Annotated in this window: 22 protein-coding genes; 14 read left to right on the top strand and 8 right to left on the bottom strand. The window is 62.2% G+C overall.

What is annotated here, in order from left to right; genetic code table 11:
* Nucleotides 1-158: 158 nt before the first annotated feature.
* The 7 genes from OH720_RS21850 to OH720_RS21820 all read left to right on the top strand — a co-directional run bounded on the left by OH720_RS21850 (nt 159) and on the right by OH720_RS21820 (nt 8,948).
* Nucleotides 159-1,157, top strand: a complete 999-nt coding sequence (locus tag OH720_RS21850; protein WP_272602882.1) for a WD40/YVTN/BNR-like repeat-containing protein — start codon at nt 159-161, stop codon at nt 1,155-1,157.
* Nucleotides 1,144-3,534 (top strand): efflux RND transporter permease subunit, encoded by a 2,391-nt coding sequence (locus OH720_RS21845; protein WP_272602881.1) that lies wholly within the window; start codon nt 1,144-1,146, stop codon nt 3,532-3,534. Before OH720_RS21850 ends, OH720_RS21845 begins: the two co-directional genes overlap by 14 nt.
* A gap of 48 nt (nt 3,535-3,582) precedes the next feature.
* Entirely contained in the window at nt 3,583-4,833 is a 1,251-nt protein-coding gene (locus OH720_RS21840; RefSeq protein ID WP_272602880.1) for a helix-turn-helix transcriptional regulator, read from the top strand.
* A gap of 132 nt (nt 4,834-4,965) precedes the next feature.
* A complete protein-coding gene (locus OH720_RS21835) occupies nt 4,966-5,730 on the top strand; it encodes an SDR family oxidoreductase (protein WP_272602879.1) in 765 nt (254 codons plus the stop codon).
* A gap of 23 nt (nt 5,731-5,753) precedes the next feature.
* Nucleotides 5,754-6,587, top strand: coding sequence for an SDR family NAD(P)-dependent oxidoreductase (locus OH720_RS21830; protein WP_272602878.1), 834 nt, complete (start codon nt 5,754-5,756; stop codon nt 6,585-6,587).
* Between the two features lie 120 nt (nt 6,588-6,707).
* A complete protein-coding gene (locus OH720_RS21825) occupies nt 6,708-7,745 on the top strand; it encodes a Rieske 2Fe-2S domain-containing protein (protein ID WP_008056553.1) in 1,038 nt (345 codons plus the stop codon).
* 24 nt (nt 7,746-7,769) lie between these two features.
* Nucleotides 7,770-8,948, top strand: coding sequence for an MFS transporter (locus OH720_RS21820; protein WP_272602877.1), 1,179 nt, complete (start codon nt 7,770-7,772; stop codon nt 8,946-8,948).
* Between the two features lie 27 nt (nt 8,949-8,975).
* Here the strand turns inward: OH720_RS21820 and OH720_RS21815 are convergent, their stop codons facing one another.
* Both OH720_RS21815 and OH720_RS21810 read right to left on the bottom strand, forming a co-directional pair.
* A complete protein-coding gene (locus OH720_RS21815; protein WP_272606501.1) occupies nt 8,976-9,134 on the bottom strand; it encodes a DUF2986 domain-containing protein in 159 nt (52 codons plus the stop codon).
* Nucleotides 9,135-9,246: 112 nt separating this feature from the next.
* Entirely contained in the window at nt 9,247-10,251 is a 1,005-nt protein-coding gene (locus OH720_RS21810; protein ID WP_272602876.1) for an amidohydrolase family protein, read from the bottom strand.
* A 327-nt stretch (nt 10,252-10,578) separates the two neighbouring features.
* Between OH720_RS21810 and OH720_RS21805 the strand changes: the two genes are divergently transcribed.
* From OH720_RS21805 to nahK, 3 genes are all read left to right on the top strand, one after another.
* Complete coding sequence (locus tag OH720_RS21805; RefSeq protein WP_180206737.1) at nt 10,579-11,763, top strand: porin; 1,185 nt, start codon at nt 10,579-10,581, stop codon at nt 11,761-11,763.
* A gap of 217 nt (nt 11,764-11,980) precedes the next feature.
* On the top strand, nt 11,981-13,144 hold the full coding sequence (nosP, locus tag OH720_RS21800; protein WP_272602875.1) for a nitric oxide-sensing protein NosP: 1,164 nt from the start codon (nt 11,981-11,983) through the stop codon (nt 13,142-13,144).
* Nucleotides 13,074-15,713: a hybrid sensor histidine kinase/response regulator NahK/ErcS' gene (nahK, locus tag OH720_RS21795; protein ID WP_442967214.1), complete on the top strand. Its 2,640-nt coding sequence runs from the start codon at nt 13,074-13,076 to the stop codon at nt 15,711-15,713. Before nosP ends, nahK begins: the two co-directional genes overlap by 71 nt.
* Before the next feature lie 105 nt (nt 15,714-15,818).
* Here nahK and OH720_RS21790 read toward each other — a convergent pair whose 3' ends face one another.
* The 6 genes from OH720_RS21790 to OH720_RS21765 form a co-directional block, all read right to left on the bottom strand.
* Nucleotides 15,819-16,484 carry a response regulator transcription factor gene (locus tag OH720_RS21790; protein WP_008056546.1) on the bottom strand — a complete coding sequence of 222 codons (666 nt, stop codon included), beginning with the start codon at nt 16,482-16,484 and terminating at the stop codon, nt 15,819-15,821.
* A gap of 56 nt (nt 16,485-16,540) precedes the next feature.
* Nucleotides 16,541-17,098, bottom strand: coding sequence for a PQQ-dependent catabolism-associated CXXCW motif protein (locus tag OH720_RS21785; protein ID WP_272602874.1), 558 nt, complete (start codon nt 17,096-17,098; stop codon nt 16,541-16,543).
* A gap of 246 nt (nt 17,099-17,344) precedes the next feature.
* On the bottom strand, nt 17,345-18,136 hold the full coding sequence (locus tag OH720_RS21780; protein ID WP_272602873.1) for an ABC transporter permease: 792 nt from the start codon (nt 18,134-18,136) through the stop codon (nt 17,345-17,347).
* Nucleotides 18,133-18,861, bottom strand: a complete 729-nt coding sequence (locus OH720_RS21775) for an ABC transporter ATP-binding protein (protein ID WP_272602872.1) — start codon at nt 18,859-18,861, stop codon at nt 18,133-18,135. Before OH720_RS21775 ends, OH720_RS21780 begins: the two co-directional genes overlap by 4 nt.
* Nucleotides 18,858-19,817 carry a YVTN family beta-propeller repeat protein gene (locus OH720_RS21770; protein ID WP_272602871.1) on the bottom strand — a complete coding sequence of 320 codons (960 nt, stop codon included), beginning with the start codon at nt 19,815-19,817 and terminating at the stop codon, nt 18,858-18,860. The genes OH720_RS21775 and OH720_RS21770 overlap by 4 nt, the downstream gene beginning before the upstream one ends.
* A 28-nt stretch (nt 19,818-19,845) precedes the next feature.
* Nucleotides 19,846-21,030 (bottom strand): ABC transporter substrate-binding protein, encoded by a 1,185-nt coding sequence (locus OH720_RS21765; RefSeq protein WP_272602870.1) that lies wholly within the window; start codon nt 21,028-21,030, stop codon nt 19,846-19,848.
* A gap of 157 nt (nt 21,031-21,187) precedes the next feature.
* Between OH720_RS21765 and OH720_RS21760 the strand changes: the two genes are divergently transcribed.
* Genes OH720_RS21760 through OH720_RS21745 form a run of 4 tightly spaced genes read left to right on the top strand, consistent with a single transcriptional unit; the run spans nt 21,188 to nt 23,520 of the window.
* A complete protein-coding gene (locus OH720_RS21760) occupies nt 21,188-21,352 on the top strand; it encodes a hypothetical protein (protein ID WP_272602869.1) in 165 nt (54 codons plus the stop codon).
* Nucleotides 21,353-21,408: 56 nt separating this feature from the next.
* On the top strand, nt 21,409-21,870 hold the full coding sequence (gene pedF / locus OH720_RS21755; protein WP_272602868.1) for a cytochrome c-550 PedF: 462 nt from the start codon (nt 21,409-21,411) through the stop codon (nt 21,868-21,870).
* Between the two features lie 3 nt (nt 21,871-21,873).
* A complete protein-coding gene (locus OH720_RS21750) occupies nt 21,874-22,749 on the top strand; it encodes a substrate-binding periplasmic protein (RefSeq protein ID WP_272602867.1) in 876 nt (291 codons plus the stop codon).
* 9 nt (nt 22,750-22,758) lie between these two features.
* Nucleotides 22,759-23,520: a quinoprotein dehydrogenase-associated SoxYZ-like carrier gene (locus OH720_RS21745; protein WP_272602866.1), complete on the top strand. Its 762-nt coding sequence runs from the start codon at nt 22,759-22,761 to the stop codon at nt 23,518-23,520.
* The last annotated feature ends 5 nt before the right edge of the window (nt 23,521-23,525 follow it).

Here is a 23,525-nt window from a genome sequence, read left to right as displayed (position 1 = left end):
TGCCCCGGGAGCCGGGCAGGACGACTATCTACACACCTCAGTCAAGAGCGGTTGCAAGCGCCGCACCTCGTGGGTGCGGTGATTCACTTCTACAAGAATAAGAGGGTGGGCTGTATGTCTATTGTCGAGCGCCTGGATGTTGCTGCAAGGAGTCGCCCATGCGCCAGTTGATCGCTTACCTGGTGTGCATTGCGGTCGCCGCAATCGTCGCGCTGGCGTTTACCCCGCGTGAGGGCGCGAGCGTCGGCGAAACGGCGCTGAACACCGACCGCATGCAAATCAATGGCCTGCTCAACCTGGGCAAGCGCCAGGTGGCGGTGGGCGAACGCGGCACCATTTTGATCAGCGATGACCGCGGCCATGCCTGGCGGCAGGCCAGTGTCGAGCCGCGCCGGCAGATTTCCCTCACCGCCATTACCGCATTGAGCGCCGGGCAACTGATTGCCGTTGGCCAGGATGGGTTGATCCTGCGTTCCTCCGACGAGGGCAGCAGCTGGCAGGAGGTTCACTACGAGCCTGAAGCCGGCGAGCCATTGCTGGGCGTTTGGGCGGCTGGCGGTGACCAGGTCTTTGTGTTCGGCAGCTACGGCAAGTTCTACCAGTCCGACGATGCCGGGCAGAGCTGGCAAGTGCTGGCGCTGGAAGTCGATCGCTCTCACCTCAATGCCATGGACGGCGGCAGTGATGGCCGGCGCATGCTGGTCGGCGAGCAGGGCCTGGTCCTGCGCAGTGCCGATAACGGCCAGCACTGGCAACAGTTGCCGACGTTCTACAACGGCTCGCTGTTTGGCGTGGTCCGCCTGAGTTCCCAGCGTTGGGTGACCTACGGCATGCGCGGTCATGTCTTCGTCACCGATGACTTCGGCGAGCAATGGCAGGCCATCAAGGTCGGCAACACGCAACCGCTCTATGGTCATGTGCTGCTACCGGACAACGGCGGGGTACTGATTGTCGGCGCGGGCAGTTCGATGGTGCGCCTCGATGGCCAGGGCCACCTGCTCGGCACCAGCCGGCAACCCGGGCTTGGGACCTTGACCTCAGCTGTTGTGGTGGAGGGCGACCAGGTGCTGGTGGCCGGTGAACGTGGTGTGTATCAGGGCAGCGGCAACAGCGTTGCCGTGCTGGGCAAAGGGGAGCAGCGTCATGAAACACGGTAAATCCTGGGTCGACCGCATGGTCGAGCGCTGTGCCGACCTGTTGCTTGGGCAACGCAAACTGCTGCTGTCGGTGTTTGTGCTGCTGACCCTGGGCCTGGGGTACAGCGCCACGCACACCCAGCTCGATCCTGGCTTCAACAAGCAGATCCCGGTAAGGCATGAGTACATGCTCAACTTCCTCGGTTTCAGTCAGTATTTCACCGGGGCCAACCGTTTTCTGGTCAGCGTGAAATGGAAAGGCGAAGGGGATATCTATAACCCGCAGTTCCTCGACACCCTGCGCAAGGTCACTGACGATGTGTTCTTCATCAACGGGGTCAGCCGCGCCAGCGTCACCTCGTTGTTTACCGCCAATGTGCGCTACATCGAAATCACCGAAGAAGGCTTTTTCGGCGATGTAGTCGTGCCGCCACGCTTTACCGGAACTGCCGAGGACCTGGCCCAGGTGCGCAGCAACGCCGCCCGCTCCGGGCAGGTCGGACGGCTGGTGGCCAACGACCTGAAATCGGCCATGGTGCGTGCCGACTTGCAGGACGTCGACCCGCAGACCGGCAAGGCGGTCAGTTATGTGGACGTGTCCCGGAGCCTGGAAGACATCCGCGCCAAATACGCCAGCGACCAGGTGGAAATCAACATCGTCGGCTTCGCCAAGCTGGTGGGCGATGTGGTCGAAGGCCTGATGACAGTGATCGGTTTTTTTGTCGTCGCCTTCCTGATCACCGGCCTGCTGCTGTGGATCTACTCGCGGTCGTTGCGCCTGACCGTGGTGGCCTTGCTGGTGGCCTTGCTACCGGTGGTCTGGCTCCTGGGACTGCTGCCGCTGATGGGCCTGGGTATCGACCCGATGTCGATTCTGGTGCCGTTCCTGATCTTCTCCATCGGCGTCTCGCACGCCGTGCAGATGACCAATGCCTGGAAGCAGGAAGTCCTGGCCGGAAAGGACTCGGTGCAGGCGGCGCGACTGGCTTTCTGCAACATCTTCATTCCCGGTTCCCTGGCGCTGCTGATGAATGCCCTGGGTTTTGCCGTGATCATGCTGATCGACATCCCGATCGTGCATGAACTGGGCGTGACCGCCTGCATCGGTGTGATGCTGATGATCATCACCAACAAGATGATGTTGCCGATCATCATTTCCCATTTGCGCCTGGAGCGTAGCGTGCTGGCCAAGGGGCGCGTCCAGCAGCAGGGCAGGCACCCGCTGTGGTGGCGGCTGTCGGCACTGGCCGAGCCGCGTCCGGCGCTGGCGGTGCTGGTGCTCAGCCTGATGTTGCTCGGCGTCGCGGTGCTCAAGGCGCGGCAGCTGGAAGTCGGTGACATCGGTGCCGGTGCGCCGGAGTTGCGCGCCGAGTCGCGCTACAACCAGGACAACGCGAAGATCGTGGGCAGCTATTCCATCGGCCTCGATGTGCTGGCGGTGTTCGTCGAGGCCCAGGGCCTGGAAGAGGCCTGCCTGTCGCCGACGGTGATGCGTGCCGTCGAGGCCTTCGACTTCAAGATGCGCAGCGTCACGGGGGTGCAGTCGGTGCAGAGTGTGGCCGGTTTCGGCAAGACGGTGATTGCCGGCAACAACGAAGGCAACCCGCGCTGGGCGGCCATTCCGGGCTCGTCCCGGGGGTTGAGCCAGGGTGCCCGGGCCTATATGCCCGATGACGGCCTGGTGACCGATGGCTGCCAGCAGATGCAGATCCTGGTGTTCCTCTCCGATCACGATGGTGCGACGGTGTCCCATGTGGTCAAGGAAGCCAAGCGGATTATCGACCAGGTCCAGGTCCCGGAAATCAAATTCCTCCTGGGCGGTGGCAACGTGGGGGTGATGGCGGCGTCCAATGACGCGGTCAAGCGCGCCGAGGTGCTGATGCTGGTGGCGTTGTTCGGCTCGGTGCTGCTGTTTTGCTGGCTGACGTTTGGCTCATTGCGCGCGGTGCTGTGCATCCTGGTACCGCTGGCCATCGTTGCGGTGCTGTGCAACGCGCTGATGGCCATGCTCGGCATCGGCCTGAAGGTGGCGACACTGCCGGTGATGGCGCTCGGGGTCGGAGTAGGGGTGGACTACGGCATTTACCTCTATGAACGGATCCAGCATGAAATGGCCGACGGCGCCGACCTGCGTAATGCGTTCTACCGGGCCATGTGCCAACGCGGAACGGCGGCCGTATTCACCGCCCTGACCATGTCGATCGGGGTCTGCACCTGGGCCTTTGCGCCGCTGAAGTTTCAGGCCGACATGGGGGTATTGCTATCGTTCATGTTTCTGGTCAATGTGCTTGGGGCGATTTTCCTGCTACCGGCGCTGGCCGCCTGGTTCAATCAGGGCAAGCCATTGGTGGCGGCCAGAACAGGCCGCGCGCCGAATGCGCAAGCGTTCGAATCATAACAATAAAAACGGGCATGGCCTGAGCTGTGTCCCGCGAGGAAACGAGCGATGGAAAATTCCAGTTTGAGTGTTCAGGCCCTGGCAGAAATGGGCGTGGAGCTGGCTGAATATGACAGGCTCATCGGCGAGTTCTACGACGGCTCGCTGGATCACAAGTTGATGGCCAAGACCCTGCGCCATGTCCGCAGCTTGTTCCAGGCCAACTATGTCACCTTGATCCTGCGAGTGCCTGAGCAGCCGGACCTGGGCCTGATGATTGTCGTCGGCGACATCGAAGGTGATGGAGAGGTGAGTTACTGGCCTTATCAACAATCGGTCACGCCCTTCAGCAACCCGCCGATCGACCAGGTGTTCACGGTCGAGGACCTGATGACCGAGGCGCAGTGGACCAGTTCGGTTTACTACAAGACCTATGGCACCCTCCACGACACCTTCCACATCATGGGTGCCGATGTTTCCACGCCCGATGGCGGCAAGCTGCGCTTTCGCATCACCCGGCCGAAAGCCGCGCCGAAGTTCAACGCCTCCGAACGCACCTTGTGCGCAATGCTCCTGCCGCACCTGCGCCGTGCGATGCATGTGCACAACCTGCTCGATCGCAGCGAATCGATCGGTGAGTTGTACTCCCAGGCCATCAGCCGCTTGTCAGTGGCTACCATCGTCCTGGACCAGACGGGTAGCGTGCTGCGCCTGAACCCCGTGGCCAGCGAACTGCTCAAACAGGCTGATGGACTCAAGCTGGTCGGCGGTCGTCTTGAGGCCACTTACCCCACCGATAATCGCGAACTGCAGCGCCTGGTGCGTAATGCCTTCGCGCGCGAAGCGAGCAGTGAGCAGGTCAGCACGGCGGCTGAAGCGATGTCGGTGTCCAGGCCATCGGGACAGATCAACCTGGGCGTCGTCGTCGAGCCGATTCCAACCCAGGACTGGGCCGAAGGCAAGAGCAAACCTGTGGTGGTGGTGTACATCCGCGACGCCGTCGGCCGTTCCATGGCCAGTGAAACGGTGACCAAGCAACTGTTCAACCTGACGCGGGCCGAAACTGCATTGGCCATGGAGTTGGCCAATGGCCTGTCGCTCGAAGAGGCCGCCGAAGTGCTGAATGTGCGTCGCAACACTGCCCGGGCGCACTTGCGCTCGATTTTCTCGAAGACCGGGGTCCGGCGCCAAACGGAGTTGGTGCGCATCATCCTCAATAGTGTGGTTGCCCTGGGAAAGCCCAAGTTGGCGATGCTGGCAAGCGATAAGCCCCAAACGCCGGCGTTGAAACTGGCTCAGCCGGTACGCAACCGCGCCTGAGCGTGGTCCTTGTCAACCGAACGCCCCGATCTTGCTCGCAAGAACGGGGCGTTTTAGTCCGTGCGGACGATGTTGGCGGGTTTGTACGGCCACAATACTAGCCGACACCATCATTCAATGAGGACGTACGTTATGCCAGTTACAGCGGTCAGCGGTTCTGCATCCGGTATTGGCGCGGCAGTCTGCCAGGCGCTGCGCGCCGCAGGGCACCGTGTCATCGGTATCGATCGGGCAAACGCCGAGGTCATCGCCGACCTGTCCAGCCCGAGCGGACGCCAGGCAGCCATCAGTGCGGTGCTTGAGCAAAGCGCAGGCGTGCTCGACGGCTTGGTGTGCTGCGCCGGGGTAGGTTCCAGCGCGACGTCCGATATCATTATCGCGGTCAATTACTTCGGCGTCAGTGAGCTGCTCGACGGTCTGGCCGATGCCCTGGCCAAGGGCGACAAGCCGGCCGCCGTGGTGATCGGCTCGATTGCCGCCACCCACGCCAAGCCTGATCAGCAGCCGATGGTCGCGGCCATGCTCGCCGACAACGAAACCCTGGCGCTGGAACATGCCAATGCCCTGGGGCTGTCCCACGTCGCCTATGCCAGCTCCAAGTACGCGGTGACCCGCAATGCCCGCAGCAAGGCGGTTGCCTGGGCCAAGCAGGGCATTCGCCTGAATGTGGTGGCGCCGGGAGCGGTCGAGACGCCGTTGCACCAGGCGTCGCTGAACGACCCGCGTTTTGCCAAGGCCGTCCGTGAGTTCGTCGCACCGCTGGGGCGCTCCGGTCACCCCGAGGAAATCGCTCAAGTGGTGGCGTTCCTGCAGTCCGCACAGGCCAGCTTTGTCCACGGCAGCGTGATCTTTGTCGATGGCGGTATGGATGCCATGGTCCGCCCGGCCAGTTTCTGACCCTTGCCACAGAGAGCATGACCATGACCAAGGTGGCATTCATTACCGGCGCCAGCCGCGGTATCGGCCGGGAGACGGCATTGGCTTTTGCCCGGGCCGGATTTGATGTGGCAATCAGTGCCCGTACATTGGAGGAGGGCGAGCACGCCAGCCATCGCTTGTGCGATGCCCAGGGCGTGCCCTTGCCCGGCAGTCTCAACAGCACCGCGGCGGCCATCCGCGAGTTGGGGCGCGAGGCGCTGGTGGTGCCCATGGACCTGCTCGACAGCGCCTCGGTGGTGGCGGCCGGGCAGGCCGTGCTGGCAGCGTTCGGGCGCATCGATGTGCTGGTCAATAACGCCATTTACCAGGGCAACGATTTGAATGCGGCGTTCATGACACTGCAGGCGCAGACCATGGAACGGGTATTCAAGGGCTACATACTGGCGCCGTTGCTGCTGACCCAGACGGTGCTGGCGGCCATGCTCGAACGGGGTTCGGGGGTGGTGATCAACGTGACCTCCGGAGCCGGCGAGGGCGACCCGCCCGTGGCCGCCGTCGACGGCGGCTGGGGGTACGCCTATGGGGCAGGCAAGGCTGCGGTTTCCCGGGTGTCCGGGGTGCTTGCCGCCGAGCTGGGAAAGCAGGGGATTCGCGCCTTCACGCTCAATCCCGGGGTGGTCACCACCGACGCACTGAAGGCCACGATTGGCGAGAGCGGCTTGCTGGCCATGCGCATCGGCACCGCTCCCCCCCAGGTGCCGGCCGCAGTCATGGTGTGGCTGGCGACTGCCAGGCAGGCGGTGGATTTTCAGCGGCGCACGATTGCCGCTCAGCCCTTTGCCCTGGAGCATGGAATCGTCGCGGACTGGCGCTGACAGTCTGGAAAGTCGTGGTGGAAGGCTCATCTAGTCCATGCGGAGGATGAGCTCCGGCATCTGCTCGGTGAAGATTGACCGGGCAAGTTATCGGGGATTTCCACACGAGGAACAATAACAATGACCAAGCTCGCTGCAATCAATGTCGAAAATGCTCTGGCCCCTCGCTTTGGTCGAGGCTGGCACTGCCTGGGTGAAGCGGCCGACTACCGTGACGGCCAATTGCACACACTGGATATCTTTGGCACGCGCTTGCTGGCGTTTGCCACGTCCAGCGGCCAGATCAGCGTCATCGATGCGCATTGCCCGCACATGGGCGCCGACCTGTCGCGCGGTACCCTGGAAAACGACCGCGTGGTCTGCCCATTTCACCACTGGCAATACGACGCGAGCGGCAAGTGCGTGGAGATCCCGTACTGCAAGCGCATCCCGCCCAAAGCCAAGACCCGCAGCTGGCTGACCTGTGAAGAGAACAGACTGCTGTTCGTCTGGAATAACCCGCAAGGCAAGGCTCCGGCAGACGAGGTGGTGATTCCTCATCTGCCCGAGCAGGACAGCGACGAATGGCTGCACGACTGGCACATGGACAAGCTGATCATCGAGACCAACCCGCGGGAACTGGTCGACAACCTGGCGGATGCCCAGCATTTCGGCCCGGTTCACGGCACTCCGACCAAGTATTTCGCCAACGTTTTCGAAGGCCACATCGCCCAGCAGATTTTCCACGGTGACTCCGAGCGACTGGGCGGCGACCTGGTGGCCGAGTCGGCTTACTACGGGCCGGCGACCCATTTCACCCGCATGCGCGCGGTGTTCGAAGGCATGGAAATCCACTCGATCCTGCTCAACTGCCACGTGCCGATCAATGGCAACAGTTTCGAACTGCGCTTTGGTTGCATGGTGAAAAAAATCCCGGGCTGGAGCGAGGAGCAGAACCGCGCCCTGGCTCAGGACTATGTGATGCGCAACCGCGAGTCGTTCTATCAGGACGTGGACATCTGGGCGCACAAGATTCGGGTCAACAACCCGGTCCTGGCTGAAGGGGATGGCCCGGTCTACCAACTGCGTGAATGGTACGACCAGTTTTTCATGGACGAAGAAAGCGTGCCGGCGGCCATGGCCGAACGCCGCGAAATCATCACCGTCGGCCAGCGCTGATAACCACCCGGGCAGGAACGCAAAATGAACATGAGTGGCCGTAAAACACTGGCGATCATGCTGGCCGCCAGCTTTGCCTCGACGATTGGTGGCTTGCCATTCAATACCTTGCCTATCCTGCTCGGTTCGATGGTTGACAGCCTTGGGTTCAGTGTCCAACAGATCGGCCTGCTGGGGTCGGTGTGTTTTGCCGGCTACCTGCTCGGCACGCTGGTGGCCGTGATGCTGATTGACCGCTTGAACTGGCGCTGGTTGACCCTGGGCTGTGCGGTCGGGGCTGCGGCGGCGTACTGGATGTCGTCATGGCTACCGGCTGCGGCGCAGTTGCCGGTGTGGGCCGTGATCGGTTTTTTTGCCGCGCTGATGACCTGCCTCGGCATGCGCATCATGGGCGAAATGGCCAACAAGGAACGCGCCTTGGGTATGCGTCTGGGCATCGAGCTCGGGGTGGTGGCTGCCGTGCTTTTCGCCTTGCCATCGCTGGTGATTGCGTATTTCCACTACGCCGGCGCGGCCTTGATGCTGGCCGCGATCATCCTGTTGTTGAGCCTCAGCGCATTGGTATTGCCAAAGCGCCAGGACTTTATTGGTGAAACAGAGCAACTGCATGGCGGATCGTTGCTCTCACGCTTTCGATTGCCGCCTGCAGCTTATGCCGCGTTGGCCTTTTTCTTCCTGTTCGGCGTGGGGCAAATCGGCCTTTGGGCGTTCCTTGAACGTTTGGGCCATGGCTTGGCGCTGCAGCCAACGGAGCTGGGTATCGTCTTCGCTGTGTTGAAGTTACTGGGCGGCGCAGCTTCGCTTGTCCTGGCCGTGGTGGGCGACCGCCTGGGCGTGCGCTTGCCCCATGTCATCGTCCTGGCGGTACTGGGAACGGGGCTGATGTTACTGGGCAACGCCAAGGGCTTCCTGATGTATGCCGCCGGTGCCTGGATCTGGGAGGTGGGGTTCACCTGGGGCTGTGTCTACCAGACCGCGGCGATTGCTCGCCTGGACAGCAGCGGTCGCTCGATCATGTTGATTCCCGGAGCCTTTGCCTTGAGCTCCATGGCTGGCCCAGCCGTGGCCGGGCAACTGGTCGGCCAGGGGTTTGGCGCTCTGCTATGGCTGGCGGCCGGCTGTGCACTGATCCCGGTACTGGCCTTTACCTGCCTGCTGGCGCAGCGTTTGAGAGGCCTCTACGCGCTAACGCCGCTTCGATAAATTGAACCGGCAGAGAAGATTCGCAGATCAGCTCTCTGCGGCAATGACCGAGTCCTGGCTGGCTTCAGCAGCCAGTTTCAATCGGTCCGCCTTACAAATGTACTTGGGCTTTTTCGGAGCCAGTTTGGCGCTGGCCTTCTTGGCCTTTTCCTTGAACAGCTGCTGCAGTTTTTTCTGACGGTTCATGTTTTTCCACCCGGCTTGTAAGTTCTCGAATGATATCAGCGTAGCCAATGCCTGGCAGGGCTTGTTGGTCACCTCTTTAGCCTGCCAGGCTGAAGTATCCGGGCTTTTTACATCAGGCGGTGAACCCGAACAGGCGTCTTGGGGTTTCCCACAGTATCTGGTGGCGGTCACTGGCACTCGGGAACATCTCGCCGAAGGTTGTCAAAACGGTGCCCAACTCCATGTGTTGACGCGCGCGCAAGAACGGCCAGTCGGTGCCCCATATGCAATTTTCGGCAGTGAAGGCCTGCAGCAATGCCTGCTGGTAGGGCTGGGCATCGGTGTAGGGGGAGCTCATTTTCGAGTATTGCGACAGCCCGGAAAGCTTGACGAAGGTACGTCCGTTGCCGGCCAGGGACAGCAGTGCCTGGAAGGCCGGCTGCTGCAAACCGGCACTGGCATCGGGCCGGCCGGAGTGGTCGATCAGCACACGGGCGCGCGTGCGCTGCAGCAAGGGCAGCAGCGTTAGCAACTGGTCGTCTTTGACCTGGACCTGGGCAAACAGCTCCAACTCGGCCAGGCGCTCCATCAGGGTGTCGACTTTCGCAAAGCGCTCGGGACCCAGCAGCGCAGCATTGAGTGCGACGCCGACCACGCCCTGTGCCTTGTACTGTGCGAGCGTTTCGCTGGAGACGTCGTTCGGCACCACGACCACACCTTTATGGCGGCCCTTGTTGCGAGCCAGCGTGTCCAGCAGGCAACGGTTGTCGAAACCATAAGCGGAGGTTGGCTGCACGATCACTGAATGGCGAATGCCATAGGCCTGCATGACTTGCTCGTAATACGCCGCAGGGCCGACCTCAGGCCCTGCGGGTTGGTAGGTGGAGTCAGCGGGATAGGGGTATTGGACGGGGTCGATCACATGGTGGCGGCAGTCGATCTTGGGTTGTGAAAACAGACTCAGTAGCTGGGCATCCATGGCCATGCCTGATGATTGTTCTGCGCCTTGCTGACTATGGCGTGAGGCGGCCTGGCTGAGGATCGGCAGGCCCAGCGCGGCGCTGGCAGTCAGTACGACGGAGCTGGTCTTGAGCAGCGAACGGCGGGAAAAACCGGATGCATCGAGGCGCGTGGTCATGTTCAAACCCTTGTTTTATTAGTATGTGCGGCTACAGCGAGTCGTGGCATCGACCTTAACCAAGCGCTTCCCGAGCGTCGTCTGTGAACTCATTAAGCGGGTATCGGTTTTTTTTATGGACGCCCCCGGCTCCTCTGGATGCCAGTCGGGTCTACAGGCCTACGCCCTAAGTTGTGAGCCCTGCAGACAGGCGGTCTTACGCCACAGTTGTCGCACGCTTGCGGCCATTCCAAAGCACCTCGAAACCACCCCCAAGGCAGCGTATGGCGCCGCCCGTCAGCTTTCGATAATCGCCTCCGACACCTCGTCCCAGTCGCGGAGCGCGCCATGCACAACAATAAGAACTTCACGCATCGTTTTTTACCGGCGTTGATCGCCAGCCTGTCTTCCTTCGGCATGAGTGCCACGGCCCAAGCCGAGATCATGCTGTATGACAAGGACCAGACCACATTCTCCACCGACGGCTACATCAACGCCTTCTATGTGAACAGTGATGTCGACCGCGCCGGCGACCAGTTCGACCGCCGTCAATCGCGGGTGAAAATGGGCTTTTTGCCCAACTACCTGGGCTTCAACATGGGCAAGCAGGTCGATGACCTCAAGCTCGGTGCCCGCGCCTCGTTCTGGGTGACCATCAACGACAGTGAAACCAATGGTACCGACACCGCCATCGATGTGCGGCAGTTCTACGGCACCGTGGCCAATCCGGGATGGGGCGAAGTGTTGATCGGCAAGGACTTCGGCCTGTTTGCCCGCTCCAACATCCTGCTCGACGAGATGCTCGCCGGTTACGGCCAGGTCAGCGATACCCTTGGATTGGTGGATGGCGGCGGGGTGTCGTTCGGCAACATCGGCACCGGTTACCCCTATCCGTTCCCGACCTCGCAGATTACCTACCGCACGCCGGTGATGGACGGTTTGCGCGTGGCGGTGGGGATCATGGACCCGGTGGACACCAATGACAGCAGCCCGACCGGCAAGGCCTACCAGGAAAACCCGCGCACCGAGAGCGAGATCACCTACCAGTTCGATCTCGCCGGGGCGCAGATCTACAGCTGGGTCAACGGCAGCTACCAGACCTCGGACAATACCGATTCCACCGTCGACACCGTCACCTCCAAAGGCGTCGGTTATGGCGTGCAGGCGAAAATGGGCGGCTTGTCCCTGACCGGGTCGGGCTTCCAGGCCAAGGGCATCAATCCGTTTTTCACCAACAACGCGGGCGAGCCGACCCTGCGCAACGTCGACAGCGACGGCTACCTGTTGCAGGGCTCCTACAAACTGGGCAAGAACCGCCTGGCGTTGTCGTACGGCAAGACCAATGACGATGGCAACGGCGTGGTCGGCAGCGGCGCAGACTACGAGACCCGCGGCATCGCGCTGTTCCATGACGTGAACGACAACCTCAAGCTGGTAGCCGAGTACAACCAGTTCGAAATCAACGGCCATGACAGCAGTGCGCAGAACGAAGACACCGATACCTTTGCGGTGGGGGCTGTGTTGACCTGGTAACCCGCAAACCCCTTGTAGGAGCCCGGCTTGCCGGCGAAGGCGATTTCGATGACGCCTTCGCCGGCAAGCCGGGCTCCTACAGGGGGTGGTGTTTGCTGGATCTGCGGCACAACTCTCATCCCATTGAAGCGGCTACCTGCTACCCAAGTAGCATTCGTGGCACTTGGCAGGCTTCGTACACTCGAGCCTCACACACACGCACCTGCGAGGGGCGACGATGGAGCAGGTCCAGAACGAAGGGATCGTCAGTGCGATGTCCCAGGCCACCGATCCGCAGCAGGTGGCGCAGGAGCTGGCGCGGCAGTTGCTGCATCCGCACCTGGGCTTCGTGCTGTTTTTCTGTTCCGCCGAGTACGATTTGCCGGGGCTGGGCCAGGCGTTGCAGCAAGGCTTCGGCGGCATACGCCTGGCGGGTTGCACCAGCGCCGGCGAAATCACGGCCCAGGGTTATGGGCGCAATTGCGTGACGGCGGTGGGCTTTGATCATCGGTACTTTTCCATCGCCCTGGAATTGATCGACGAAATGGAGCACTTCAGCCTGATCGACGCGCAGCAGATGGTCGAGCGCCTGGTCAACGGCTGTCGCAGTAACACCCTGGCCCCCATCAAGGGCAACAGCTTTGCCCTGACGTTGCTCGATGGCCTGTCCAGTCGCGAAGAAATGGTCCTCGCCGCCTTGAGTGCCGCATTGGGCGACATTCCGCATTTTGGCGGCTCGGCCGGTGACGACAACTACCTGACCCACACCCATGTCTACTTCGACGGCGGGTTTCACAGCGGCGCGGCGGTGGTGGTGCTGGTCAATACCTGGCTGGACTTCGAAGTGTTCACCACCCATCACATTCTGCCGCGGGCGGAGAAACTGGTGGTGACCGGTGCCGACAGCGCCTCGCGGCGGGTTTTCGAACTCAACGCCGAGCCGGCCGCCGCCGAGTACGCCCGGCACATCGGCGTGCCGGTGAGCGAACTCGACCACCGGGTCTTCGCCGCGCACCCCTTGGCGGTGCGGATCAACGAGCAGTATTACGTACGCGCCATCCAGCAGGTTCATCCGGACCTGAGCCTGAGTTTTTATTGCGCGGTGGAGAACGGCATCGTGCTCACCGCCATGACCCCGGGCCCGATGCTGCCGAACCTGCAAAACCTGTTCGACGGCTTGCAGCAACGGCTCGGCGATCTATTGCTGACCATTGGTTGTGACTGTTTCCTCAGGCGCCTGGAGCTGGAAGACAACGGCAGCCTGGACCTGATCGGCAGTTTTTTGCGCGAACAGCGGGTGATGGGGTTCAACACCTACGGAGAACAGTTCAATGGCATGCACATCAACCAGACCTTCACCGGCGTTGCCATTGCCCGCGGCAAGTCCCGTGGACAGCGCTGAACTGCGGGCGCAAATCGCCGTCCTGCAGCGCGACAACCAGAAACTGCAGCGCATCAACGCGGCGCTGATCGAGCGCATCGAGTCCGGCGTTACCCGCGGCAACGATCCGTATGCCGCCTTCCAGCACTCGGTGGTGCTGGCCGAGCAGGTGCGTGAACGCACCGATGCCTTGAACCAGGCCATGGCCGAACTCAAGGCCGGCAACCATCTGCTCAGCGACGCCCGCCTGCGCGCCGAGACGGCCCATCAACACCTGATCGATGCCATCGAGAGCATTTCCGATGCCTTCGTGCTGTTCGATGCCGAGCAGCGCATTGTCTTGTTCAACAGCCGGTTCAAGGCGTTCTGGAGCAACAGTCGCGTGCGGATCAACGCCGGCATGCGCCTGACCGAGGTCAAGCGCCTGATGCTCAATAACGGCCTGTTTACCGAAGAAACCCGCGGGCATGCCGACGAAAACCTGCTGTATCGCTTGCAGGACGGTCGCTGGCTGCAGGTCAGCGAACGGCCGACCCAGGAAGGCGGGCGGGTGATCCTGTTCACCGACATCACCGATGTCAAGCTCAGCGAAACCGTGCGCCGCGAACAGGCAGTGGCGCAGAAGTCGCACTTGCTGCAACGGGCGGTCGACAACTTGTCCCAAGGGGTGGCCATGGTCAACGCCGAGGGCATTCTCGAGCTGTGGAACCGACGCTTCCTCGAGCTCAGTGGCCTGGCGCCGGTGGCGGCCCATCGTCCGTTTGCCGAAGTCATTGCCGACAGCGAATTGACCCTGCTGACCCCGGCCAGCCGTGGCGCCAACGGGCGCCCCGTGCAGGAGTGCGAACAGCGCCTGTGCGACGGCCGGGTCCTGGAAATCCGCACCCATCCGTTGCCCACCGGCGGCTTCGTCAACACCTTCACCGACATTACCGAACGCTACCAGCACGCCGAAGCCCTGAGCGAAAGCGAGCGCTGGATTCGCCTGATCACCGACCACGTGCCGGCGTTGATCGCCTACCTCAATGCCGACCTGGTCTACGAGTTCACCAACAAGGTCTACGAAGAATGGTACTGCTGGCCGCGGGGCGTGATGCTCGGCCAGAGCCTGCGCGAAGTGCACAGCGAGCAGCATTACCAGCGCCTGGAGTCGTACGTGGCGCGGGCGCTGGCCGGGGAGAGCGTGACCTTCGAATTCGCCGAGACCAACGTGAACAACCAGGAGCGCTACATGTTGCGCTCCTATGTGCCCAATCGCCTGGCCAGCGGCGAGGTGGTGGGGATCTTCGTGTTGATCCGCGACATCACCGAACGCCGCCGTACCGCCGAGGCGCTGCACCAGGCTTATCAGAATCTCGAACTGCGGGTGCGCGAGCGCACCGCCGAACTGACCACCCTCAACGACCAGTTGCGGCGCGAAATCGACGAGCGTCGCCGGGTCGAGTCGCGCTTGCGTGAGGCCAAGCTGGAAGCGGAACAGGCCAACCTGTCGAAAACCAAGTTTCTCGCCGCCGTCAGCCACGACCTGCTGCAACCGCTGAACGCCGCGCGGTTGTTCACCAGTGCCTTGCTGGAACGGCGCGAGCCGATGGCCAGCGAGAACCTGGTGCGCAACGTCAGCAATTCGCTTGAAGATGTGGAAAACCTGCTGGGCACCCTGGTGGATATTTCCAAGCTCGACGCCGGGGTGATCAAGGCCGACATAGCGCCGTTCGCCTTGAGCGAACTGCTGGATAACCTTGCCGCCGAATACACCCAGGTGGCGCGCAGCGAAGGCCTGCAACTGCATTTCATCCCCTGTTCGGCCCTCGTTCGCAGCGACATCCAGTTGCTGGCGCGGATCCTGCGCAATCTGTTGAGTAACGCTATTCGCTACACCTACAGCGGTCGCGTGGTGCTGGGTTGCCGGCGTCATCACCAAAGCCTGTCGATCCAGGTCTGGGACAGCGGAATGGGCATCGCGGAAAATCGCCTGGAAGAAATCTTCCAGGAGTTCAAGCGCGGCGACGTGCAGCGCCCCGATCAGGATCGTGGATTGGGCCTGGGCCTGGCGATTGTCGAGAAGATTGCCGGCATCCTCGGGCACCGCATTGACGTGCGTTCGTGGCCAGGCAAGGGCTCGATGTTTTCAGTGGAAGTGCCGATGAGCGCCACCGCGCCCACGCCATTGCCGAGCCTGTTGATGAGTGAACCGATGCTCGAACGACTGCGCGGAGCGCGGGTCTGGGTGCTGGACAATGACGCGACCATTTGCGCCGGTATGCGCACCTTGCTCGAAGGTTGGGGGTGCCGCGTGGTGACGGCGTTGTCGGAAGAGGATCTGGCGCGGCAGGTGGACAACTACCATGCTGGTGCCGACCTGTTGATCGCCGACTATCACCTGGACAACGACCAGAACGGCGTCGATGCCGTCGCGCGGATCAATGCCCGCCGTGCCTGTGCGATCCCGGCCATGATGATCACCGCCAATTACAGCAATGAACTCAAGCAGCAGATCCGCGAACTGGGCCATACCCTGATGCACAAACCGGTGCGGCCGATGAAGCTGAAGACGGCGATGAGTCATTTGTTGGGCCAGGGGTCCCTGTAGGAGCGAGCCTGCTCGCGATGGTGGTGAACGATGACACTGGGTGCCTGACACCCCGCGTCGTTCTCACGTCCATCGCGAGCAGGCTCGCTCCCACAGGGGGGGAGGTCAACGGCGCAAATAAGACCCGAAATCGATATCCCCGGCACTCAGGATCGCCTGCACCCGGTTGTGCACGTTGAGCTTGCGCAGGATCGCCGAGACGTGGGCCTTGACCGTGGTTTCGGCGATTTCCAGGGTGTAGGCTATCTGTTTGTTCGATTCACCCTTGGTCATACGCTCCAGGACCTGCAATTGCTTGCGAGTCAGGGCCTGGAGCAGTTCCGGCGGGAAGCTCGGGGCATCGTTCATCCGCCGGTGCGTGCTGCTTTTGGCGGTGCGGATGATGTCCGGGGGCAGGTAGACATTGCCGTTTAGAATCTGCTGGATCGCCTCGGTCATCTGCGCGCGGGGCGAGGATTTGGTGATGAAACCCACCGCGCCGTAGGTGATGGCTTGCAGGACGATCTGCTTGTCCTGCTCGGCGGAGACGATGACCACGGGAATGGTCGGCGCTTCGTTGCGCAGGTTGATCAGGCCATTGAGCCCGTGCATGCCGGGCATGTTCAGGTCGAGCAGGATCAGGTCCAGGTCGTCGTGCTCCTGGGTCAGCGCCAGGGCACTGTCCAGGTCGGCGGTTTCCATCACTTCGCTACCGGCAAAGCCATCGCTGATGACGTTGTGTATGGCTTCGCGAAACAGCGGGTGATCGTCGGCAATCAGAATTTTGTACATAGCCTTTCACCTCATTATTTTGATTATGGTGTGGCAACAACACGCAGGCGTAAAGCTCAGGGAAAGGGTTCGGGCAGGGCTGGCGTGACCGGCAGCCTGGCCGCTTGCCAGGCGTCGAGGCCATCGCGATACCAGTACAAAGACTTATAGCCCAGGCTGGCCGCACGTTTGACCGCGTTCCAGCTCAACCAGCAGTCGGAGCGGCAGTAGAAGACCAGCGGTTGCGTCGGGTCGCCGCTGGTCAGCTTTTTCAGGTTGCCCGCGAAATAGTCCTGCCATGGCGGCGTCAGCTCACCGTCGCCGGTGTTCGCCAGCCAATGGCTGCCGGGCAGGTTTTCGTGGGGCTGGTCTTCGATGAAGCGGCCTTGCAGCCATTGGCGACGGTAGACGTCGATCAGCAGCGGGCGCGGGTTTTGTTCCAGCAGGGTTTGCAGGGCCGGGGTGTCGACGATGGTTGCGCCTTGCAGCTGGGTCGGCGTCGGGCTGCGGTACAGGTCGATGCGATAGCCGTCATCGGAAAACAGCGGGGTTTGTGCGTATGCACCGCCCAGCCACAGGCTCAGCGACAACGCAGCGAGTGTGGGACGCAACAGGTGACGTCGGGCACGCGGCATGGGGTAGGTCCTTATAGTTATGAACCCATTACATGCCAGTCGCGATGCGTTGGGAATGCGACGATAGACAGGTGGAACCAGTACTAAAGTCGTAATTTTTCCCCATGCCTCCTACACCTATCTGCACACAATGAAGATCAAATGTGGGAGCGGGCTTGCTCGCGAAAGCGTTGTGTCAGTCAACTCATTTGTTGAATGTGGCGCCGCTTTCGCGAGCAAGCCCGCTCCCACATTTGGATCGTGTTGTTAGTTGGATTTGCGCAGGGCGGCATGCTGCGGGTTGAAGGTGAGCACGGCGAGCAGAGCGAACAGCAGCGTCAAACCCACGCACACCGCCAGTGCAAGCGGATTGAACCGCTCATACAGCGCAAAGCGCACCAGCTCAACCGCATGAGAGAACGGGTTCACCGCGCACAACCAGTACAGCCACTCGCTGGCCTCGCGCATTTTCCACAGTGGATACAGCGCCGAAGACAGGAAAAACAGCGGGAAAATCACGAAGTTCATCACCCCGGCGAAGTTCTCCAGCTGGCGGATCGCGTTCGACAGCAACAGGCCCAATGCACTGAGCATCAACGCCACCAGCAACAGCGCCGGCAGGGCGATCAGCAAACCCATGGCGGGCGGTCGCACGCCGTAGAGCCAGGCGATCGCCAGGAAGGCGTACACCTGCAGCAGCGAAATCAGTGCGGTGGCCAGCAGCTTGCTGCACAGCAGGAAGGTCCGGGGCAGGGGGCTGGTCAGCAGCACGCGCATGCTGCCCATCTCGCGGTCGTAGACCATCGACAGTGACCCCTGCATGCCGTTGAACAGCAGGATCATGCAGGCCAGTCCCGGGATGATGTAGACCTCGTACGGAATGTAGGTGTCGTAGGGTTCGATGATGGCGATGCCCAGTGCGGCGCGAAAACCCGCGGCGAACACCAATAGCCACAGCAACGGCCGCACCAGGGCGCTGAGAAACCGCGTGCGTTGCAGCACGAAACGCAGCCACTCGCGCAGCACGATACCGCGCAAACATTGCCAATAAGCGTTCATCGGGCAGCTCCTGTGGTCAGGCGAGTGAAGGCCGAGCCCAGGTCGCCACCGTGTTCCAGGCTCAGTGCATCGGCTTGTCCGCTGGCGACCAGGCGGCCCTGATGGAGGATCAGCAAGTCATCGCCGGGCTGCACTTCGTCGAGCAGATGCGTGGTCCAGAGCACGCTGATGCGCTGCTCGTGGCACAGCGTGCGAATGTGCTGGTTGAGCGCCAGGCGACTGGCCGGATCGAGGCCGACGCTGGCTTCGTCGAGCAGCAACAGGCGCGGTTCATGCAGCAGGGCGCGGGCGATTTCCACCCGTCGGCGATGGCCGCCATTGAGTTCGCGCACCCGTTCGCCACGGCGTTCGCCCAGGGCCTGGCGAGCCAGTTCCGCATCGACCCGCAAGCCGGTCTGGCGACGGGACAAGCCATGCAGGGCGGCGTGGTAACGCAGGTTCTGCTCGACGCTCAGGTCCAGGTCCAGGGTGCTTTGCTGGAACACCACACCCAGCTGTTTCAGCGCCGGGCGCGGGGCGCTGCGCAATGAACAGCCGCCGACCCGGATGTCGCCGTGCTGCAGGTCATAGAGCCGGGTGAGCAAGGCGATCAGGGTTGATTTGCCGGCGCCGTTGGGCCCCAGCAGCGCGGCGAATCGCCCGGGTGCCAGGCTGAAGTTCACCTGGCGCAAGGCCTCCCGAGGCCCGTAGGCAAAGCTCAGGTCGCTGACTTCCAGGGCGTTCATGGGGTCACCACCACGCCCCATGGATAACGTCCGACCTTCACCGATTTGCTGACCTTGAGGTTGTCGACATCGATCACCGAGACATCGCCGCTGACGCCGTTGGTGGCGAGCAACTGCTTTTGATCCGGGGTGAACGCCAGTTGCCAGACGCGCCGGCCCACCAGCAGATAATCGAGGATTTCGAAGGTCTTGGCGTCGATCACAGCCACGTGGTTGGCCGGGCCCAGGGCGACGAAGGCGTACTTGCCGTCGGCGCTGAGCTTGATGCCCACCGGCTGCACTTTATCCGGGTGCACGCCCTTGATCTGGAAGTTCAGGGTCTTGAGGATGTGGCGGTTGGCGACGTCGAGAATCGTCACCGTGCCACCGATTTCCGCCGAGGCCCAGAGCTGCGAACCGTCGTTGTTGAACTCGACGAAGCGCGGTCGTTGATCCACCAGCGTGCTGTCGGCCAGGGTCTGGGTGCTGGTGTCGATCCAGTGCAGCATGTTGGTGGTTTCGCTGGTGTTCACCGCCCACTTGCCATCGGGGCTGACGGCCATGCCTTCGGGCTCGACGCCGACGTTGATCTGCCCGAGTACCTTGGACGTCTCGGTATCGATCACCGTGACCAGCGCATCGTCTTCGTTGGAGACGTACAGCCAGCGATTGTTGGGGTGCAGGGCGAATTGCTCGGGGTCTTTGCCGGATGGCAGTTCCTTGATGATCTTGCGGGTGGCCACGTCCATCACCTGCACCCGGTCCGAGTCGCTGGCGCAGATGTACAGCAACTTGTTGTCATGGGACAGCAGCAGGCCACGGGGGCGCTGGCCGACGGGCAGGGTGTCGGTGACTTGCAGGGTCTGCATGTCGATCAGGCTCAGGCTGTTGTCCTTTTCGTTGGAGACCCAGGCGGTGCTGGCGGCGGCGTGGCCGGCGGCGAGTAGCAGGGCGCAAGAAAGCAGAGTGCGGCGCATGGCAGTTTCCTTGTTGTAGTTGTTGTAATCACGGAAAGCGGCAGCTGACCTCGGGTTTGTCGTAACCCAGGCTGTCCATCTCGTTGAAGGGGTGCAGGAAGCCGTCCTGGGGCGAGGTGCTGACCAGGGCCCGCGGCTGTACGATCGGAATCGGTTGGCGCAGCTGGCCGTTCCACGGGCGGTAGCTGAGCTTGCGCCCCTTGAAACCGTCCAGCGGCAACTGGTCGCTGATTTCCAGGTCGCGGATCGCCATTGGCTCGGTCTGTCGCGATTTGCTCACGGCGCTGGCGATGCTGCGCACGGCGATCCAGGCCGCGAAATCGCGGTCATTCATCCAGCGTCCGGCCAGGGCTTCGAAACGCTTCTGCAACTGTGCGGCGCCGTAGGTTTCCACGGTCTTGTGCCAGCCCACCGGGGTCAGGCCCTGGGTACCGGCGACCGGGCGCGGGTACCAGGTCTGGTACGGCACGTACTCGCCGAAATCGCCGCGCTCATCTGCCACCAGCACCACGTCGTATTCGGCGGTCTGGGTAAACAGCGGCATGTCGGCCTGGGCGCTGCGCCGTTGATCGTTATCGAAGCTCCAGGGTTTTTCCGCCACCAATTGCAATCCGAAGCGCTTGGCCGCGCGGCGCAGGGCTGCGGCATAGGCTTGATCGTCCGGGGTCGGGCCGACAATCAGCAGCGCCCGTTGCCATTTGCGCAGCACCAGGAATTGCGCCAGCGCGTCGGCGAGCATCGCCCGGCTTGGCAGGCTGTGCAGCACGTTGGGCAGGCAGTCGGTGCTGCGCAAGCTGTCGTCGGGGCTGCCGGCGTTGAATAACAGGCTGTCGGGCAGCGCTGCACTGAGTTGGCGCAGGCTGCTGGCAGGTGCGTTCACCACGAACAGGCGCAGGCCTTGCTCGTGCTGGGATTTTGCAGCGTTAAGCAAGGCTTCGGGGCTGTCGACGCTGGCGCTGATCAGGCTGTAGGCATGATTGAGAAAGCGCCCGGTGCTATTGCTGTCGGTGATCGCCAGTTCGGCACCGCGCAGCCCGGCGTCGCTTGGTTCGGGGATGACGTTCGACAGCAGCGGGCCGGGGTCCGGGCGGTAGGCCAGGTAGCCGATGCGCACCTGCAACGGCGCATCCGCCGCCTGGCTCTGGGTGACCAGCCCGGCGGCGCAGACAATCGCCAGCAGGTAGATCAAGGCGTAAGGGGCAAGCTGGCGCATAGGGCACTCCATTACAGGTAGCGCCAGCATAGGAAGCCCATGCAGCCGTGGAAATATGCAGAAAGTACCGACCAGCCAGTACCAAGGTAGTAGCTCGCCCCTTGCGGCGCGGTTCTAGCATGGGCAACAACGGCCACTGATCTTGAGGGGACTGACCATGCGTATCGTCAAAGCATTGCTTCTGCCGTTTCTGCTGATCCTGACCCTGATAGGCGTCGACCGACTCCATGGCCCGCGTCCCGTGTCCAACGAACGCCTTACTACCAAGGGATTAGACGGCGGCCACCAAAGCAGCATGGGGCCTTCGTACCGGGCTTTCTAAGATGGCCGCCATAGCCTCTGCCAAGAGGTTTTGCGTGCAATCCTGAGGGCATAACAATGAAAACAAAACGCAACGCCTTGCTCGTCACCGGGCTGCTGGCCGGTCTTATCAGTGCAGGCTCCGTCTGGGCCCACGGCAATGTGGTGCCGCAGGCCGTGGAAACCAAGGGACTGACCCCGATCAAGGATGCCGGCGTGCAGCTCGATTCCGACGGTTGGGCCTCGGTGAATCCCTACCGCAAGTCCCCGGAACACGATAAGGCCGTGGAAATCGGCGCCTCGGCCTACAACCAGAACTGCGCGGCCTGTCATGGCCTGGAAGCCAAGTCCGGCGGCATCGCCCCCGATTTGCGCATGCTCGATGTCGCTGACGCCGGTGATGAGTGGTTCGTCGAGCGTGTGCGCAATGGTGCGGTGCGTGACGGTCGGGTGTACATGCCGAAGATGGCTGACTACCTGAGCCAGGAAGCCCTGTGGGCGGTGCGTACTTACCTGGACAGCGTCCACGTCGAGGAGTAATCCATGCGCCTGCTCGCGGTCTTGATCAGTGCTGTGTGGCTGTGCTGCCAGTCGGTGCAGGCGCAGGTTCGCAACTATGACGAAATGATTGCCGCCGGGGAGTTGAAGGTGGCGGTCTACAAGGACTTCGCACCCTACAGCTTTGAAGACGCCGGCCAGCCCCGTGGAGTTGATGTGGAACTGGCCGAGGCGTTGGCCAAGGCATTGGGCGTGCGCCTGACGCTGATCTGGGCACCCGCCGGGGAAAAACTCGACGACGACCTGCGCGATTACATCTGGCGCGCCAGCCCTCTGCACAATCAGCAACTGGCCGACCTGATGATGCGGGTGCCTTACGACAAGGATTACGCGCAGAAACGCAACGAGTTCGGCGAGATGGAAAACGGCCATGTGGTGATGTTCGGGCCGTATCAGAACGAGCAGTGGCAAGTCGCCTACGACCGGCGCCGCCTGGACAAGGTCGCCAGCGTCACCGTATTCGAACAGCACCCGATCGGCGTCGAGGTCGACAGCGTGCCGTCGTTCTACCTGACCTCGGTGTTCAACGGCATGCTCGCCGGCAAGACCCGCCACTATCCGGGTGTGCCCCAGGCGTTTGCCGCGATGAAGGCCGGCGAGGTCGACGCGGTCATGGCGATGCGCGGCGAGATCGACTGGCAAGTGCATGAAGCCGCCGACCCGCAATTGGCCCTGGCAGAAAATGCCTACCCGAACATGGGCAAGCAGCTCTGGGAGATCGGCATGGCGGTGCACGAAAGCAATCGGCAACTGGCCTATGCCGTGGAGGAGGCGCTGGAAAGCCTGATCCGCGAGGGCTCGGTGAGAACCATCTACGGCCATTACGGCCTGCGCTACGACGTGCCCGAAATGTACCAATAGGAGCAGGCTATGAATTGGCAAAGGAGTTGTCTGTTGGCCTGCTGTTTGAGCCTGGCGGCCCATGCCGCCGCTGTCGACCCCGGCAAAGACCCGGTGCCGTCGGTGATGTGGGGCTTCTATCACAAGCAAATGCTCGGTGATGCGCCCTTCGTGTTCGACAAGCGGGTCAAGCTGCTGGCGCCGCCGTTCGCCGAAGATGCCCGACAGGTGCCGATTGAAATCGATGCCCGGGCATTCACGGGCGAGGTGGTGAAAATCCTCGCCTGGGCGGAACTCAATCCCTTGCCGAAAATCGTCGATTTCGAACCGCTGGCCGGTGTGTTGCCGTGGCTGTCGATCCGTATCCGTGTCGAACAGGCCACGCCCTTGCGCGCGGCGGTGCTGACCCGTGACGGTGTGTGGCATGTCGGTTCGACCCTGATCGATGCGGCGGGTGGCGGCTGCACAGCGCCCAGCGTGGTGCGCACCCAGGCCGGTTGGGAAGAACACATCGGCGAAGTACTGGGCGGTCGGTATCCGCGCGAGGATTTCAGCCGTGTGCGCTTGCAGGTGGCGCATCCGATGGACAACGGCATGGTCAGTGGTATCCCGGAGTTTTTCCTCAACCATGCCGAACTGCGCGACCAGCACGATCAACTGCTGGCGCGCCTGGAACTGTTCCCCGCCGTCAGCGAAAACCCCAGCCTGGCCTTTGATCTCGAAGGGGCAGGGCAGACGCGCCTGTTGCTGCGCGATAACAGCGGCAATCAATTCGATGCGTCGATCCCCTGAACGCG

It is taken from the genome of Pseudomonas sp. WJP1, from assembly GCF_028471945.1.
In the GTDB taxonomy this organism is placed as follows: domain Bacteria; phylum Pseudomonadota; class Gammaproteobacteria; order Pseudomonadales; family Pseudomonadaceae; genus Aquipseudomonas.
Note: the sequence above shows the minus strand (reverse complement) of the source record. Positions and strands in the feature narration are given on the sequence as shown.

Coding starts and splice junctions, on each gene's coding strand:
- OH720_RS21850 (WP_272602882.1), top strand. CDS start 159: ATGCGCCAGTTGATCGCTTACCTGGTGTGCATTGCGGTCGCCGCAATC.
- OH720_RS21845 (WP_272602881.1), top strand. CDS start 1,144: ATGAAACACGGTAAATCCTGGGTCGACCGCATGGTCGAGCGCTGTGCC.
- OH720_RS21840 (WP_272602880.1), top strand. CDS start 3,583: ATGGAAAATTCCAGTTTGAGTGTTCAGGCCCTGGCAGAAATGGGCGTG.
- OH720_RS21835 (WP_272602879.1), top strand. CDS start 4,966: ATGCCAGTTACAGCGGTCAGCGGTTCTGCATCCGGTATTGGCGCGGCA.
- OH720_RS21830 (WP_272602878.1), top strand. CDS start 5,754: ATGACCAAGGTGGCATTCATTACCGGCGCCAGCCGCGGTATCGGCCGG.
- OH720_RS21825 (WP_008056553.1), top strand. CDS start 6,708: ATGACCAAGCTCGCTGCAATCAATGTCGAAAATGCTCTGGCCCCTCGC.
- OH720_RS21820 (WP_272602877.1), top strand. CDS start 7,770: ATGAACATGAGTGGCCGTAAAACACTGGCGATCATGCTGGCCGCCAGC.
- OH720_RS21815 (WP_272606501.1), bottom strand. CDS start 9,134: ATGAACCGTCAGAAAAAACTGCAGCAGCTGTTCAAGGAAAAGGCCAAG.
- OH720_RS21810 (WP_272602876.1), bottom strand. CDS start 10,251: ATGACCACGCGCCTCGATGCATCCGGTTTTTCCCGCCGTTCGCTGCTC.
- OH720_RS21805 (WP_180206737.1), top strand. CDS start 10,579: ATGCACAACAATAAGAACTTCACGCATCGTTTTTTACCGGCGTTGATC.
- nosP (WP_272602875.1), top strand. CDS start 11,981: ATGGAGCAGGTCCAGAACGAAGGGATCGTCAGTGCGATGTCCCAGGCC.
- nahK (WP_442967214.1), top strand. CDS start 13,074: ATGGCATGCACATCAACCAGACCTTCACCGGCGTTGCCATTGCCCGCG.
- OH720_RS21790 (WP_008056546.1), bottom strand. CDS start 16,484: ATGTACAAAATTCTGATTGCCGACGATCACCCGCTGTTTCGCGAAGCC.
- OH720_RS21785 (WP_272602874.1), bottom strand. CDS start 17,098: ATGCCGCGTGCCCGACGTCACCTGTTGCGTCCCACACTCGCTGCGTTG.
- OH720_RS21780 (WP_272602873.1), bottom strand. CDS start 18,136: ATGAACGCTTATTGGCAATGTTTGCGCGGTATCGTGCTGCGCGAGTGG.
- OH720_RS21775 (WP_272602872.1), bottom strand. CDS start 18,861: ATGAACGCCCTGGAAGTCAGCGACCTGAGCTTTGCCTACGGGCCTCGG.
- OH720_RS21770 (WP_272602871.1), bottom strand. CDS start 19,817: ATGCGCCGCACTCTGCTTTCTTGCGCCCTGCTACTCGCCGCCGGCCAC.
- OH720_RS21765 (WP_272602870.1), bottom strand. CDS start 21,030: ATGCGCCAGCTTGCCCCTTACGCCTTGATCTACCTGCTGGCGATTGTC.
- OH720_RS21760 (WP_272602869.1), top strand. CDS start 21,188: ATGCGTATCGTCAAAGCATTGCTTCTGCCGTTTCTGCTGATCCTGACC.
- pedF (WP_272602868.1), top strand. CDS start 21,409: ATGAAAACAAAACGCAACGCCTTGCTCGTCACCGGGCTGCTGGCCGGT.
- OH720_RS21750 (WP_272602867.1), top strand. CDS start 21,874: ATGCGCCTGCTCGCGGTCTTGATCAGTGCTGTGTGGCTGTGCTGCCAG.
- OH720_RS21745 (WP_272602866.1), top strand. CDS start 22,759: ATGAATTGGCAAAGGAGTTGTCTGTTGGCCTGCTGTTTGAGCCTGGCG.